Source organism: Paracoccus sp. NIOT.M2S5SZ12 (assembly GCF_057748165.1).
Window position 1 is genome coordinate 64,658 of record NZ_JBYLFR010000005.1, and the last position, 13,586, is coordinate 78,243.

Here is a 13,586-nt window from a genome sequence, read left to right on the forward strand (position 1 = left end):
GACGAATCCCATGCTGCGTCTGACAAGCTTCGTATCCGCCATCGCCCTGTCGACTGCCGCCATGGCCTCCGTTGCCATGGCCGAGGACATCAAGGTCGGCGTGTCCCCCGGCGAACATGGCGAGATCATGGAGAAGGTGGCCGAGGTCGCCGAACCCCTGGGCCTGACCATCGAGGTCATCGAGTTCTCTGACTACGTCGTGCCGAACCAGGCGCTGGCGGATGGCGATCTGGACGCCAACAGCTTCCAGCACCGCCCCTATCTGGAGAACCAGATGAAGGACCGCGGCTTCGAGCTGGTCGAGGTCGGCACCACCATCACCACGCCGATGGGCATCTATTCCGACAAGGTCGAGGACATCGCCGACCTGCCCGAGGGCGCGCAGGTCGCGATCCCGAACGATCCGACCAATGGCGGCCGCGCGCTGCTGATCCTGCAGGATCTGGGCCTGATCACCCTGGCCGAGGGCACGGGCCTGGTCCCCAGCCCGCTGGACGTCAACGACAACCCCAAGGACCTGCGCTTCCTGGAACTGGACGCGGCGCAGCTGCCCCGCGCGCTGGCCGATGCCGACATCGCGGTGATCAACACCAACTATGCGCTGGCCTCGGGCCTGTCCCCGCGCGCGGATGCCATCGCCATGGAAAAGGCCGACAGCCCCTATGTGAACATCCTGGTCGTCCAGCAGGGCCGCGAGGCCGAGCCCTGGGTCAAGACCTTGGTCGAGGCGTACCAGTCGCCCGAGGTCAAGGCCTTCATCGACGAGAAATACGACGGGGCCGTCATCACCTCGTGGTAAGGGCTCGGGGCCGTCCTTCGGGGCGGCCCCTTTCCGTCAGACGCTGGACGGCGCTCGCCGCGGCGAACAGCGCCAGCCCCATCGCCGTCAGCACGGCCAGCGCCGCGAACATCAGGTCGGTCTGACCCCGCCCGTTCGCCATCAGCATCACATGGCCCAGGCCCCGGCTGGAGCCGACCCATTCGCCCACGATCACCGCCAGCGGCGCCTGCACCGCCGCCAGCCGCAGTCCCGAGCCAAGCGCGGGCAGGGCGGCGGGCAGCTGGATCAGCGTCAACCGCCGCAGGGGCCGCGCGCCCATCGACCGCGCCAGATCGTCCAGCGCGGCGGGCGGGCGCATCAGCGCGTCGAACAGCACCGACGCCACCGGGAAATACACCACCAGCGCCACCATCACGACCTTGCCGGGCGCGCCGTAGCCCAGCCACAGCGTCAGGATCGGGGCCAGCGCAAAGACCGGCACCGCCTGCGCCGCGATCAGCATCGGCCGCAGCAGCCAGCGCGCCGCAGGCGACAGCGCCAGGTTGACCGCCGTCCCGACCCCAAGCGCGACCCCCACGGCCAGCCCCGCCGCCAGATTGGCCAGCGTGAAGCGCGCATTCACCGCCAGCATCGCGGCGTGGTCGGTCAGCGCCTGCGCCACCCGCGCCGGTCCGGGCAGGATGAAGGGCGGCACGCCGCTGGCCCAGACCACGCCCTGCCAGACCGACAGCGCGACCAGCACCGCGATCAGGCCGCGCATGGCATCAGGCTGCGGAACAGCCCGGCCTGGGCCGCCAGAACCTGCGGATCGTCCAGCGCGCGCGGCGTGGGCGTCGCGGGCAGGGTCAGCGGGCGTGCTCCGCGGGCATCCAGCAGGACGGCGGCGTGACAGAGGCGCGTGGCCTCCAGCGGGTCATGGGTGATCAGGATGACCGTGCGCCCGGCCAGGTGCCGCGCCGCCAGGTCCTGCATCTGCGCCCGCGTGGCGGCGTCCAGCGCCGAGAAGGGTTCGTCCAGGACGACGACCGGGCGATCCTCGATCAGGGTGCGGGCCAGGGCCACGCGCTGACGCTGGCCGCCCGACAATTGCGCGGGGCGGCGCGCCTCCAGTCCCGCCAGGCCCAGATCGGCCAGCAGGGCGCGGGCACGGGTCCGGTCGGGCGCCTGCCCGCGCAGCCGCGCGCCGATGGTGACATTGGCCAGCGCATCGGCCCAAGGCAGCAGCTGATCCTGCTGCCCCATCAGCGTGACCGGACCCGCGACATCCGCCGCGCCGGCCAGACGCGCGGCCACGGGCAGGCCCGCCACGATCCGGCCCAGGGTGGACTTGCCCACCCCGGACGGCCCCATCAGCGCCGTCCAGCGCCCCGGGGGACAGTCCAGCGCCAGATCCGGCAGCAGCACCTGCCCGTCCAGGATCAGATCGCCCGTGATGCGGATCATGTCCGGTCCAGCCCCATCTGCCAGAACCCGACCTCCAGCTGCGTGGCCTGGGTGAAATGGCGTGCCAGCGTCCGCGCGCGGGGCAGGGCGGGCCAGTCGGGACCCAACCGCGCCTCCAGCGCCGCGTCGATCAGCGCGCCGACGTCATGGCAGACGCGCTGGTAATCCGCGCCGCCATAGGTCGCGGTCCATTCGCCATAGGGGCCGCCGCTGTCCGCATGCGCCAGCCCGATCTGGCCATAGCCGAAGACGCAAGGCGCCAGCGCCGCCAGCAGGTCCAGCATGTCGCCCGCATAGCCCGTGGCCTGCACGAAGCGCGTATAGGCCATGTTCGCGGGCGATTCCGGGGTGTCCTGCAGCATCGCCTCCGTGATGCCCTCGCGGCCGCAGATCGCGACATGCAGCGGCATCTCTCCGTTCAGCAGGCCGTGGGCGATGGAGGAGGCCAAGGCCATCTCCGACATCCGCTCCGACTTGGCAAAGACCAGCGCCCAGGATCGCGCGAAATGCAGCAGGAACACGTAATCCTGCCGCAGATAGTGCAGGAAGCTGTCGCGGGGCAGGCTGCCCGCCGCCAGCTGCCGCACGAAGGCATGGTCCACATAGGCGTCCCAGTGATGCCCCGCCGCGTCCCGCCACAGCGCGAAGGCGCGGCCGTAATCGGGCGCGCTCATGGTTCGGTCACGTCGATGGCCAGATCGGACAGCGACTGCCCGCCCGGCGTGGCGCCCCGGTCGGCCAGGAACGCCTCGAACCGCAGATAGCGGCCCGCGTCCAGCGCCGCGGGGCGCCCGGCAAAGCGGGGCCAAGTGTCGGCCCACGCGGCCTCGTTCAGGGGGGTGCGCAGTTCGGCGGCGGTCTCCGCGAAGATCCGCCATGCCGCGTCGGGGTCGTTCTTGATGAAGGCTGTCGCGCGTTCCGTGGCCTCCAGGAAGGCCGCGACGGCAGCGCGGTCCATGCGGGCGGGATCGGCCAGATAGATCAGCTCGTCATAGGCGGGGATGCCGTGATCCTCGGGGTTCAGGCAGCGGCCCTCGAACCCCTCCAGCCGCAGCTGGTTCAGCTCGAAGTTGCGGAAGGCGCCGATGACGCCGTCCACCTGTCCCGACATCAGCGCAGGCGCGATGGACCAGCCGATGTTGATGCGCTCGACATCGTCGGAGGTCAGCCCGCCATCGGCCAGCATGGCGTCCAGCATCACCTCCTGCACGCCCGCCACGGCAAAGCCGACCTTGCGGCCCGCCAGGTCGGCGGGCGTCGCGATGCCGCTGTCGGCCAGCACCACGAGGCAGGTCAGCGGCGTCTCGACCAGCGTGCCGACGCGGGTCACCGGCAGGCCCTGATGGCGCGAGAGGTGCAGCTGCGGCTGATAGCTGACGGCCAGATCGACGCGCCCGGCGGCGACCATGCGCGGCGGATCGTTCGGGTCGGACGGTGTCACGGTTTCCACCGCCAGCTCGGCATCGGCGAAATAGCCCAGTTCCTGGGCCAGCACGATGGGCGCGTGGTCGGGGTTCACGAACCAGTCCAGCATCACCGTCAGCCGGGTTTCGGCATGGGCGGGCAGGGCCATCAGGGCCAGGGGGATCAGAAAGCGCATGGAACCTCAGTCGTTCAGGGCCAGAAGGGCGATCGGCCCGGGCCAGGTGGCGCGGAGCGTCCGCCCCGCGTGATGGGCGCGCAGCCCGGTGCGACAGGCCAGCACGACCCGCGCGGCGGGACCGGGGTCCAGCGTGCCGATGCGGTCGGGCGGGACATGGCGCGCGCCTGCGATGGGCGGGCCTTCGGTCCGCAGGTCGATCAGCAGGTCGTCGGAGCGGATCTGGCCGCGGGCGACGAAGGGCAGGGGGTCGGCGGGTTCGGGCGCGCGCTCGAAGCGGAACCCGCCCATCCGCCACGCGCCCGCGTCCCAGCTGACCAGCCGCCCCAGGGGCCGCGGTTCCAGCCCCAGGACCACTGCCAGCGCCATCTGTGCCTGAAGCGCCCCGATCATGCCGACGACGGGACCCAGCACGCCCGCGCCGGCGCAGGTCGCGGCGCCGCGCGGCAGGTCGGGAAAGACCGCGCGCAGGCTGGGTGCCCCGCCGCAGCAACCCAAGGCATAGCCCGACAGCGCCAGCGCCGACCCCGCGATCAACGGCCGCCCCGCCGCCATGCAGGCATCCGACAGGATCAGGCTGGCCCCGAACGTGTCGGCGCAATCCAGCACGACATCCGCCTGCGCCACCAGGGCGGGGGCGTTGGCGGGGGTCAGCCATCCCGCGACGGCGGTGACCGCGACATCGGGGTTCAGCGCGGCCAGTGCCGCGCGCGCGGCCTGCGCCTTGGGCCGGCCGATCTGGTCCATGCGAAACAGCGGCTGGCGGTGCAGGTTCGTCTCCTCGACCCGATCGGGATCGACCAGGGTGATCCGCCCCACCCCCGCCGCCGCCAGGTATTGCAGCGCGGGGCAGCCCAGCCCCCCCGCGCCCACGACCAGCAGATGCGCGCGGGCCAGCCGGTCCTGCCCCTGCGTGCCCACGCCGGGCAGGACCGTCTGGCGGTCATAGCGGCTCATGCCGTCACCGCCAGCCACTGGCGCATCCGGGCCTCGGGGTCGGGGTTCAGCGTGATGTCGGTCACGGCCGATACGATGTCCGCCCCCGCCGCCCGCGCCTGTGCACCGCGATCGGGTGTCAGCCCGCCGATCGCGACCAACGGAATGTCGCTCACCAGCGCCTTCCATTCGGTGACCCGGTCCAGCCCCTGTTCTTGCCAGCGCATCTTTTTCAGGATCGTGGGCCAGACGGGCCCAAGGGCCACGTAATCGGGGGCCAGCGCCAGCGCACGGTCCAGCTCCGCCCGGTCATGGGTCGAGACGCCAAGCCGCAGCCCGGCGCGGCGGATCGCGGGCAGGTCGGCGTCGTCCAGGTCCTCCTGCCCCAGGTGCAGCCAGTCGGCGCCCAGATCGATCGCCGCCTGCCAGTGGTCGTTGACGACCAGCGTTGCGCCATGTGCGCGTGTCAGGCGCAGTCCGCGGTCAACCTGGTCGAGGACGTCGGCGGGGTCGCGGTCCTTCAGCCGCAGCTGAACCAGCCGGACGCCCAGGGGCAGGGCACGCTCCAGCCAGGCGGCATCGTCGAAGATCGGATAGAAGCGCGGCAGCGTCACAGCCAGGCCCTCCCGATCAGGGGGGTGGAGGGCGCACCCATGTCGCGCACCCCCATGGGATCGGCGTCGCGCGCCAAGGCGCCCGCCTGCACCGCCAGCGCGAAGGCGCGGGCCATGGCGACCGGGTCGCCCGCCTGCGCCACCGCACTGTTCAGCAGGACCGCGTCAAAGCCCATCTCCAACGCATCAGTCGCATGGCTGGGCAGGCCTAGCCCCGCGTCGATCACCATGGGCACGTCGGGAAAGGCCGCGCGCAGCATGCGCAGCCCGTGGCGGTTGTTCAGCCCCATCCCCGAGCCGATGGGCGCGCCCCAAGGCATCAGCACCCGGCAGCCCGCCTCCAGCAGCCGCGTGGCCAGGACCTGATCCTCGGTCGTGTAGGGAAAGACCTGGAACCCCTCGGCGGCCAGGGTCTCGGCGGCCTCCAGAAGGCCGAAGGGGTCGGGCTGCAGCGTGTCGGCATGCCCGATCACCTCCAGCTTGATCCAGTCGGTCTCGAAGACCTCGCGGGCCATGCGGGCGGTGGTCACGGCCTCGCGCGCGCTGTGACAGCCGGCGGTGTTGGGCAGGACCCGCACCCCCAGATCGCGGATCAGCGACCAGAAGGCCTGGCCCTGGCCCGCCTCGCGGCGCAGCGACACGGTGGCGACGCCTGCGTCGCTGGCCCGGAAGGCATCCGCCAGCACCGCCGGAGAAGGGTATTGCGCCGTGCCCAGCATCAGCGCGTTGGGCAGGGTCACGCCATAGAAATCGCGCATCGCCTCAGCCCCCCTGCATGGGGGCCAGGACCTCCACCCGGTCGCCCTCGCGCAGGACCTGCGCGGCGCGGGCCGAGGAGGGCACGAAGTCGCCGTTCAGCGCGGTGGCGACGCGGGCCTCGGCCCAGCCCAGCTCGGCCAGGGCGGCCTCCAGCGTGGTGGCGGCGATGTCGCGGGGGGTGCCGTTGACCTCAATCCTCATGGACCAGTTCTCCCTTGATGCGGTCGGTCAGATAGTCGGCGGCCTGCCGCGCCAGCGCCGGCGCCATCAGATAGCCGTGGCGAAAGAGGCCGTTCAGATGCAGGACGCGCCCCCGCACCGTCACGCGGGGGATGTTGTCAGGAAAGGCCGGGCGCAGGTCCGCGCCCAGCTCGACCACGGACCCTTCCGCGAAGCGCGGGTCCAGCGCATAGGCCGCCGACAGCAGTTCCAGCACCGACCGCGCCGTGACCGGCGCGCGGCTGGCGCTTTCGATCTGGGTCGCGCCCAGCATGAACAGGCTCCCCGCGCGCGGCACGATGTAGAGCGGATGGCGCGGATGCAGCAGCCGCAGGGGCCGGGTCAGCGTCACCTCGGGCGCGTGCAGCACGGCCATCTCGCCGCGCACGCCGCGCAGGCCGGGCAGGGCGGCCGAGAGGCCCCGCGCGTCGATCACCGCGCCGGGGATGTCGTCGGGCTCCGCCTCGGCGCGTTCCACCGTGATGCCGCGCGCGGAGAGCCAGGCCAGCAGATCGGCCAGCGCGCGGCGGGGGTCCAGATGCGCCTCATCGGCGAAGAAGAGGCCCGGTCGCGGCGGCAGGTCCGGCTCCAGATCGGCGCTGTCGCAGGGGCGGTGGCCGGTGGCGCGGCGGGCGAAGCGCGCCAGCTCCACCCGGTCGCGGTCCAGCGCCACGACCAGCGTGCCGCGATGGGTGACCGGGGTGACGGCGGACCAGGCCTGCGCCGCCTCGGCGCCAAGGCGGGTGATGACCGGCTCGGCCGTCACGGCCTCGCAATGCGGGGCCAGCATGCCGCCCGCCCACCACGAACAGCCATGCGGCCCCGGCGGGCCGTTGCGGTCCAGGATGCGCGGGGTGATCCCCCGGCGCATCAGCGCGTGCGCGGTGAACAGTCCCGCGACACCCGCGCCGATGATGGTGACGTCAGACATGGTCCCAGACCGCGTGAAAGTGATGCACCGGCCCATGCCCCGAACCCACGCCCAGCCCGTCCGCCCCGGCGATGGCCGCCTGCAGATAGGCATGCGCCCGCGCGACCGCCTCCTCCAGAGGACGGCCCTGCGCCAGCCCCGCCGCGATGGCCGCAGACAGGGTGCAGCCCGTGCCATGGGTGTTGCGCGTGGCCTGACGCTGCGCGACAAGGCGCGTGACGCCGCCTTCGGTCAGCAGCAGATCGACGCAGTCGGGGCGCGCGCCATGGCCGCCCTTCATCAGCACCGCCGCCGCCCCCATGGCGCGCAGCGCGCTGCCTTGGGCCACCATCTCTGGGATGCTGGCGGCGGGGTGGCTGTCCAGCAGGCAGGCCGCCTCGGGCAGGTTCGGGGTCAGCAGCGTCGCCCGCGGGATCAGCCTGCGCAGCGCCGCCATGGCGTCCGGCGGCAGCAGCCGGTCGCCCGACTTGGCGATCATCACCGGGTCCAGCACGACCGGCAGCGCGCAGCCCGCCAACCCTCGGGCCACGGCGGCGATGGCCGCGGGGCCGCCCAGCATGCCCAGCTTGACCGCGCGCACGTCCAGATCGTCCAGCACGGCCGCGATCTGCGCGGCGATCATCGCGGGGCTGGCGGGTTCGACCATGCTCACCCGGCGGGTGTTCTGCGCGGTCAGCGCCGTCACCACGCTGGCGCCGTAGCAGCCAAGCGCGGAAAAGGTCTTCAGGTCAGCCTGGATGCCCGCGCCGCCGCCGGAATCGGACCCGGCGATGGTCAGGGCGATGGGTGCGGTCATGGTCGTCCCCCTTCGGTCGATGACGGATCACGGACGGAATGGGGGATTCGAGCGCGGTCGGGCCGCCTGTCTCTGCACCGTTCCCTCCGCCGGTATGACCCGGATCAGGTTCGATGGGTTGGCTTGCGCCTCTCAGCCCCTCAGCGGGACACCCCAACGGTTTGCGAATCGGACCTTAGCCGCGCCCCGTCGCCGCCGCAAGGCTGGTGCCCGGACGCCGGGCTGCTAAGGTCCGCGCCGAACCGACAGGAAAGGATTGCCCATGACCGCCATCACCCCCGACCAGCCCGCAGCCCTGCTGCGCGCCATGTTCGACGCGGCGGTCGCGGCCGCCGATCCGGCGCGCGTGCTGGCCGCGCATCTGCCCGAGAAGCCGCAGGGCCGCTGCATCGTGCTGGGCGCGGGCAAGTCCGCCGCCGCCATGGCCGCTGCCCTGGAGGCGGCCTGGCCCGATGTGGACCTGTCGGGCCTGGTCGTCACGCGCCACGGCCATGCGGTCCCCACCACGCGCATCGCGGTGATGGAGGCGTCCCATCCCGTCCCCGACGCCGCATCGGAGGAGGCCGCGCGCCGCTTCCTTGCGCTGGCCCAAGGCGCGGGCGAGGGTGATCTGGTCATCGCGCTGATCTCGGGCGGGGGGTCGGCGCTGATGGCGCTGCCCCGCGCGGGGCTGACGCTAGAGGACAAGATCGCCGTCAACCGGCTGCTGCTGCGCTCCGGCCTGACGATCGAGGAGATGAACCGCGTCCGCCGCCGCCTGTCGGCGATCAAGGGCGGGCGGCTGGCGCAGGCGGTCGCGCCCGCGCGTCTGGTGACGCTGGCGATCTCGGACGTGCCGGGGGACGATCCGGCGGCCATCGCCTCGGGGCCGACGGTGCCCGACCCGTCGGGGGCGATGGACCTCTCGGGGCTGGTGGCGCGTCTGGGGCCGGACCTGCCGCAGGCGGCGCGCGACCTGCTGCTGGCCCCGCCCGAACCGGGGGCCGATTTCCCGGTGGACTACCGGCTGATCGCCGCCCCGCAGATGTCGCTTCTGGCCGCGGCCGAGGTGGCGCGCGGGGCGGGTATCACCCCCGTCCTTCTGGGCGACGCGCTGGAGGGCGAGGCCCGGGAGCTGGGCATCGTCATGGCGGGCATGGCGCGCGCCGTGGCGGCCCATGGCACGCCCGCCCCGGCCCCCGCCGTCCTTCTGTCGGGCGGAGAGACGACCGTGACCATCGGTGCGGGCAAGGCCGGGCGCGGCGGGCGCAACACCGAATTCCTGCTGTCCTTGGCCGTCGCGCTGCGCGGGCATCCGGGCATCCACGCGCTGGCGGGCGATACCGACGGCATCGACGGCAGCGAGGACGCGGCGGGCGCGCTGATCGGCCCCGACACGCTGGCGCGCGCCCGCGCGGCGGGACTGGACGGGGCGGCGGTGCTGGCGGCGCATGACAGCTATGGCCTGTTCCAGGCGACCGACAGCCTGATCATGACGGGGCCGACCCTGACCAACGTGAACGATTTCCGCGCCGTGCTGGTGCTGCCCGGCTGACGTTTCGCCGCGTTGCATGCGGCGGCCGCCTTGGGCAGCCTGACCGCGTTCAGACAGGATGGCCCCATGACCGACCCCGTTCCCACCCGTGCCGAGGCGCTGGCCCGGCTTGACGCCTTCCGCCCGCGCATGGGCCGCCGCTATGCCGCGGGGCGCAACACCGATGCGGGCCCGGGGGCGCATCGCGCGGTGTCGGGCCTGTCGCCCTGGATCAGCCGCCGCCTGCTGACCGAGCCGGAGGTGATCGCCGCCGCCCTGGACGCCCACGGCCCCGAGGAGGCCGAGAAATTCATCCATGAGGTCGTCTGGCGCGGCTATTTCAAGGGCTGGCTGGAACAGCGCCCGCAGGTCTGGGACGGCTACCGCCGGGGGCTTGAGGCCGATCTGGCGGGACTGGAGGCCGACCGCGCCCGCGCGCGCGCCGTCCGCGCGGCCTGCGACGGGCGGACCGGGCTGGACTGCATGGATGCCTGGGCCGAGGAACTGGTCACGACCGGCTATCTGCACAACCACGCGCGGATGTGGTTCGCCTCGATCTGGATCTTCACGCTGGAGCTGCCGTGGCGGGTCGGGGCGGATTTCTTCTATCGCCATCTTCTGGACGGGGATGCGGCGTCGAACACGCTCAGCTGGCGATGGGTGGCGGGGCTGCACACGCGGGGCAAGCCCTATGCCGCCGATGCCCAGAACATCCGCCGCTTCACCAATGGACGCTTTGCGCCCCAGCCCTCCGACCTGGCCGAGGTCACCGAAGGGCTGGAGGCCAGCGAACCCGACGGCCTGCCCCCGCTGCAGCCGCTGCGCCGCCCGGTGGCGCCCGACGCGACGCGGCCCACGGCGCTGCTGATCACGGACCAGGACTGCTGCGTGGAGGATTTCGCGCCGCACGGCCTGCCGCTGGTCGCATCCGCCACGCTGGCGGCCAGCCATCTGCGATCGCCACTGGCGGTCGCGGACCCCGTCGCGGCCTTCGAGGCGGGGGCGCTGGCCGATGCCGCCGCCCGTGCGGGCGTCGCGCCCGACCGGCTGGAGGCGCGCGATCCGGCCGATCTGGCGCGGTGGGCGGCGGCGGCGGGCGCGCGCCAGATCGCCACGCCCTTCGTGACGCGGGGGCCGCTGCGCGACTGGCTGGACGCCGCGCGGCCCGCGCTGGCGGATCGCGGCATCGCGCTGACGGAATGGCAGCGGGACTGGGACCGGCGCGTCTGGCCCCTGGCGACGGCGGGCTATTTCAAGCTGCGCCAGAGGATCTCCGAGCTGACGCGCGATCTGGGCCACGGCTGATTCCGGGCTGGCGGGCGGGCTGCCCTTGCGTCACTCTGACAGGCGATGCGGCAGGAGACGGGCGATGGACAGGCGCGGGCTTGAGATGACGGTGCTGATGACGCCGGACATGGCGAATTTCAGCGGCAAGGTGCATGGCGGCGCGCTGCTGGCCAGCCTGGACCGGGTGGCCTATGCCTGCGCCTCGCGCTGGTCGGGCGAATATGCGGTGACGCTGTCGGTCGACCAGGTGACCTTCAAGGAGGCCATCCATGTGGGCGAGCTGGTGACCTTCCGCGCCCGCGTGAACCATACCGGCCGCACCTCGATGGAGGTGGGCATCCGCGTCGAGGCCGAGAAGATCCGCCGCGGCACGCGCCGGCACACCAATTCGTGCTATTTCACCATGGTCGCCGTGGATGAGCGCGGCCAGCCCGTCCCGGTGCCGCGCCCCGAGATGGAGGACGACACCGACCGCCAGCGCTGGCGCGCCGCCGAGGTCCGACGCGAGATGCGCCGCGAGATCGCCGCCCGGCAGGAGGCCGCGTCCCGGACGACCTGAGCGCCGCCGTGCTTTGCCGTGGACTTCCCGTCGCAAAGCGCGTAGGGAACCGCCTTTGGCCCTGAATGTCCGGGGCGGCGGGTGCAGGGTGGGCCGGTCGCAGCGACGATAGGTGCCGCTCATCGGGTCGCACATGGCCCCCGCATTTGGCGAATCACATGACTGAACTGAACTTCCCCGCACCGCTTCAGGCGGCGTTGGCCGACAAGGGCTATGAGACGCTGACCGCCGTGCAGTCGGCGGTGCTGGCGCCCGAGGCCGCGGGCCGCGACGTGCTGGTCTCGGCCCAGACCGGCTCGGGCAAGACGGTGGCCTTTGGCCTGGCGATGGGGGCGGACCTGCTGGACGGCGACCGCATGATCGCGGGCGAGCTGCCGCTGGCGCTCGCCATCGCGCCGACGCGCGAACTGGCGCTGCAGGTCGCGCGCGAGCTGGAATGGCTTTATGCCGGCACCGGTGCGCAGATCGCGACATGCGTCGGCGGTATGGACTATCGCAACGAGAAGCGCGCGCTGCAGCGCGGCGCGCAGATCGTGGTCGGCACGCCGGGCCGCCTGCGCGACCATATCGACCGCGGCAGCCTGGACCTGTCGGACCTGCGCGCGGCCGTGCTGGACGAGGCCGACGAGATGCTGGACCTGGGCTTCCGCGAGGATCTGGAGTTCATCCTGGGCGCCGCCCCGGTGGAACGCCGTACGCTGATGTTCTCGGCCACGGTGCCCTCGGCGATCGAGAAGCTGGCCCGCGACTTCCAGCGCGACGCCCTGCGTATCGCCGCCATGGGCGAGGCGCGCCAGCACGGCGACATCGCCTATCGCGCCTATACCGTGACCGCCCGCGACCGCGAGCCCGCGATCTTCAACCTGCTGCGCATCCACGAGGCGCAGACCGCCATCGTCTTCTGCAAGACGCGGGCGAACGTGAACCACCTGCTGGCGCGCATGTCGAACCGCGGCTTCAAATGCGTGGCCCTGTCGGGCGAGCTGTCCCAGCAGGAGCGGACCCATGCGCTGCAGGCGCTGCGCGACGGGCGCGCCCGCGTCTGCATCGCCACCGACGTGGCCGCGCGCGGCATCGACCTGCCGGGGCTGGAGCTGGTGATCCATGCCGATCTGCCCACCAACCCCGAGACGCTGCTGCACCGCTCGGGCCGCACGGGACGGGCGGGGTCCAAGGGGGTCTCGGCGCTGATCGTGCCGTCCTCGGATTACCGCCGCGCGCAGCGGCTGTTGCAGAACGCCAAGGTCTCGGCCGAATGGCTGGACGCGCCGACCGCCGACGAGGTGCGCGCCCGCGACGATCAGCGCATGCTGGAACATCCCGGCCTGAGCGAGCCGGTCGGAGAGGATGCGCCTCTAGCCGCGCAGTTGCTGGAGCGGTTCGGCGCGGAGCAGGTGGCGGCCGCCTTCCTGCGTCTGTGGCGCGAGGGCCGTCCCTCGGCCGAGGAGCTGTCCGAGGCGCAGCCCGCGCCTGCGCCCATGGCCCCGCGCCAGCCGCGCGAGTTCGGCGATTCGGTCTGGTTCACCCTGTCGGTCGGCCATTCCGGCCGGGCTGAGGCGCGCTGGCTGCTGCCCAAGGTCTGCGATGCGGGCGGCATCACCCGCGACGCGATCGGCGCGATCCGGGTGAAGCAGGACCTGTCCTACATCCAGATCGCCGCCGCCCAGGCCCCGCGTTTCGGCGATTTCATGGAGATCACCCCCGAGGTGACCATGCGCCGCATGGAGGGCGCGCCCGATCTGGACGGCCCGACCGAGCGCGCGCCCCGCGCCCCGCGCCAGGACCGCGACGACCGCCCGGCCCGCAAGCCCGCCCCGCGCCGCGCGGCGGAGGCGCAGGCTGGACATCAGTCGCGCGTGAAGGCCGCCCGCGGCGGCTGGATTCCCGATGACGCCCCCGTGGCCGACCCCCGCGAAGGCGCCCATCCCGCCGTCAAGCCGTGGAAGAAGAAGGCCGACGCCGCGGGCAAGGGCCCCAAGCCCGCATGGGCCAAGCCCAAGCCGCATGGCGACAAGGCCGCCGGCCCCAAGCCGCATCGCAAGGGCCCCAAGCGCCCCGGCTGATCCCCGATCTGCCCGCCTCCCTGTGGTGTCTGCCCGATTTTCGGGCAGGCCCGTTGCAGCCCATGCAAGCCGTGACGACCGCGCG

General features: G+C 72.7%; 15 protein-coding genes and 1 riboswitch. Of the genes, 5 read left to right on the top strand and 10 right to left on the bottom strand.

From position 1 onward, the window contains the following. Positions 1–10: 10 nt before the first annotated feature. Positions 11–799 (top strand): MetQ/NlpA family ABC transporter substrate-binding protein, encoded by a 789-nt coding sequence (locus AC2SGK_RS06275; protein WP_488322731.1) that lies wholly within the window; start codon positions 11–13, stop codon positions 797–799. Here AC2SGK_RS06275 and AC2SGK_RS06280 read toward each other — a convergent pair. Genes AC2SGK_RS06280 through thiD form a run of 10 tightly spaced genes read right to left on the bottom strand, consistent with a single transcriptional unit; the run spans position 786 to position 8,079 of the window. Continuing rightward, a complete protein-coding gene (locus AC2SGK_RS06280; protein ID WP_488322732.1) occupies positions 786–1,541 on the bottom strand; it encodes an ABC transporter permease in 756 nt (251 codons plus the stop codon). The genes AC2SGK_RS06275 and AC2SGK_RS06280 overlap by 14 nt on opposite strands. Beyond that, the gene (locus AC2SGK_RS06285; protein ID WP_488322733.1) at positions 1,529–2,224 is read right to left on the bottom strand and encodes an ATP-binding cassette domain-containing protein; all 696 of its coding nucleotides are present in this window, start codon (positions 2,222–2,224) and stop codon (positions 1,529–1,531) included. The genes AC2SGK_RS06280 and AC2SGK_RS06285 overlap by 13 nt, the downstream gene beginning before the upstream one ends. Continuing rightward, positions 2,221–2,898 carry a TenA family protein gene (locus AC2SGK_RS06290; protein ID WP_488322734.1) on the bottom strand — a complete coding sequence of 226 codons (678 nt, stop codon included), beginning with the start codon at positions 2,896–2,898 and terminating at the stop codon, positions 2,221–2,223. Before AC2SGK_RS06290 ends, AC2SGK_RS06285 begins: the two co-directional genes overlap by 4 nt. Continuing rightward, a complete protein-coding gene (locus AC2SGK_RS06295) occupies positions 2,895–3,824 on the bottom strand; it encodes an ABC transporter substrate-binding protein (RefSeq protein ID WP_488322735.1) in 930 nt (309 codons plus the stop codon). Before AC2SGK_RS06295 ends, AC2SGK_RS06290 begins: the two co-directional genes overlap by 4 nt. 6 nt (positions 3,825–3,830) lie before the next feature. Then, entirely contained in the window at positions 3,831–4,781 is a 951-nt protein-coding gene (locus AC2SGK_RS06300; protein WP_488322736.1) for a ThiF family adenylyltransferase, read from the bottom strand. Beyond that, positions 4,778–5,374: a thiamine phosphate synthase gene (locus AC2SGK_RS06305; RefSeq protein WP_488322737.1), complete on the bottom strand. Its 597-nt coding sequence runs from the start codon at positions 5,372–5,374 to the stop codon at positions 4,778–4,780. The genes AC2SGK_RS06300 and AC2SGK_RS06305 overlap by 4 nt, the downstream gene beginning before the upstream one ends. Beyond that, the gene (locus AC2SGK_RS06310; protein ID WP_488322738.1) at positions 5,371–6,132 is read right to left on the bottom strand and encodes a thiazole synthase; all 762 of its coding nucleotides are present in this window, start codon (positions 6,130–6,132) and stop codon (positions 5,371–5,373) included. Before AC2SGK_RS06310 ends, AC2SGK_RS06305 begins: the two co-directional genes overlap by 4 nt. A gap of 4 nt (positions 6,133–6,136) precedes the next feature. Beyond that, the gene (thiS, locus tag AC2SGK_RS06315; RefSeq protein WP_488322739.1) at positions 6,137–6,334 is read right to left on the bottom strand and encodes a sulfur carrier protein ThiS; all 198 of its coding nucleotides are present in this window, start codon (positions 6,332–6,334) and stop codon (positions 6,137–6,139) included. Next, positions 6,324–7,283: an FAD-dependent oxidoreductase gene (locus AC2SGK_RS06320; RefSeq protein ID WP_488322740.1), complete on the bottom strand. Its 960-nt coding sequence runs from the start codon at positions 7,281–7,283 to the stop codon at positions 6,324–6,326. Before AC2SGK_RS06320 ends, thiS begins: the two co-directional genes overlap by 11 nt. Then, positions 7,276–8,079: a bifunctional hydroxymethylpyrimidine kinase/phosphomethylpyrimidine kinase gene (gene thiD / locus AC2SGK_RS06325; RefSeq protein WP_488322741.1), complete on the bottom strand. Its 804-nt coding sequence runs from the start codon at positions 8,077–8,079 to the stop codon at positions 7,276–7,278. Before thiD ends, AC2SGK_RS06320 begins: the two co-directional genes overlap by 8 nt. A 64-nt stretch (positions 8,080–8,143) precedes the next feature. Next, positions 8,144–8,245: riboswitch (TPP riboswitch) on the bottom strand. Between the two features lie 96 nt (positions 8,246–8,341). Here thiD and AC2SGK_RS06330 point away from each other — a divergent pair. From AC2SGK_RS06330 to AC2SGK_RS06345, 4 genes are all read left to right on the top strand, one after another. Next, on the top strand, positions 8,342–9,613 hold the full coding sequence (locus AC2SGK_RS06330) for a glycerate kinase type-2 family protein (protein WP_488322742.1): 1,272 nt from the start codon (positions 8,342–8,344) through the stop codon (positions 9,611–9,613). A 66-nt stretch (positions 9,614–9,679) separates the two neighbouring features. Continuing rightward, positions 9,680–10,897: an FAD-binding domain-containing protein gene (locus AC2SGK_RS06335; protein WP_488322743.1), complete on the top strand. Its 1,218-nt coding sequence runs from the start codon at positions 9,680–9,682 to the stop codon at positions 10,895–10,897. 64 nt (positions 10,898–10,961) lie between these two features. Further along, positions 10,962–11,438, top strand: a complete 477-nt coding sequence (locus AC2SGK_RS06340; RefSeq protein WP_488322744.1) for an acyl-CoA thioesterase — start codon at positions 10,962–10,964, stop codon at positions 11,436–11,438. A gap of 158 nt (positions 11,439–11,596) precedes the next feature. Then, the gene (locus AC2SGK_RS06345; protein WP_488322745.1) at positions 11,597–13,501 is read left to right on the top strand and encodes a DEAD/DEAH box helicase; all 1,905 of its coding nucleotides are present in this window, start codon (positions 11,597–11,599) and stop codon (positions 13,499–13,501) included. The last annotated feature ends 85 nt before the right edge of the window (positions 13,502–13,586 follow it).

What these genes read in the sequence shown, in the direction of transcription:
- AC2SGK_RS06275 (WP_488322731.1), top strand. Translation starts at nt 11, where the DNA reads ATGCTGCGTCTGACAAGCTTCGTATCCGCCATCGCCCTGTCGACTGCC.
- AC2SGK_RS06280 (WP_488322732.1), bottom strand. Translation starts at nt 1,541, where the DNA reads ATGCGCGGCCTGATCGCGGTGCTGGTCGCGCTGTCGGTCTGGCAGGGC.
- AC2SGK_RS06285 (WP_488322733.1), bottom strand. Translation starts at nt 2,224, where the DNA reads ATGATCCGCATCACGGGCGATCTGATCCTGGACGGGCAGGTGCTGCTG.
- AC2SGK_RS06290 (WP_488322734.1), bottom strand. Translation starts at nt 2,898, where the DNA reads ATGAGCGCGCCCGATTACGGCCGCGCCTTCGCGCTGTGGCGGGACGCG.
- AC2SGK_RS06295 (WP_488322735.1), bottom strand. Translation starts at nt 3,824, where the DNA reads ATGCGCTTTCTGATCCCCCTGGCCCTGATGGCCCTGCCCGCCCATGCC.
- AC2SGK_RS06300 (WP_488322736.1), bottom strand. Translation starts at nt 4,781, where the DNA reads ATGAGCCGCTATGACCGCCAGACGGTCCTGCCCGGCGTGGGCACGCAG.
- AC2SGK_RS06310 (WP_488322738.1), bottom strand. Translation starts at nt 6,132, where the DNA reads ATGCGCGATTTCTATGGCGTGACCCTGCCCAACGCGCTGATGCTGGGC.
- thiS (WP_488322739.1), bottom strand. Translation starts at nt 6,334, where the DNA reads ATGAGGATTGAGGTCAACGGCACCCCCCGCGACATCGCCGCCACCACG.
- AC2SGK_RS06320 (WP_488322740.1), bottom strand. Translation starts at nt 7,283, where the DNA reads ATGTCTGACGTCACCATCATCGGCGCGGGTGTCGCGGGACTGTTCACC.
- thiD (WP_488322741.1), bottom strand. Translation starts at nt 8,079, where the DNA reads ATGACCGCACCCATCGCCCTGACCATCGCCGGGTCCGATTCCGGCGGC.
- AC2SGK_RS06330 (WP_488322742.1), top strand. Translation starts at nt 8,342, where the DNA reads ATGACCGCCATCACCCCCGACCAGCCCGCAGCCCTGCTGCGCGCCATG.
- AC2SGK_RS06335 (WP_488322743.1), top strand. Translation starts at nt 9,680, where the DNA reads ATGACCGACCCCGTTCCCACCCGTGCCGAGGCGCTGGCCCGGCTTGAC.
- AC2SGK_RS06340 (WP_488322744.1), top strand. Translation starts at nt 10,962, where the DNA reads ATGGACAGGCGCGGGCTTGAGATGACGGTGCTGATGACGCCGGACATG.
- AC2SGK_RS06345 (WP_488322745.1), top strand. Translation starts at nt 11,597, where the DNA reads ATGACTGAACTGAACTTCCCCGCACCGCTTCAGGCGGCGTTGGCCGAC.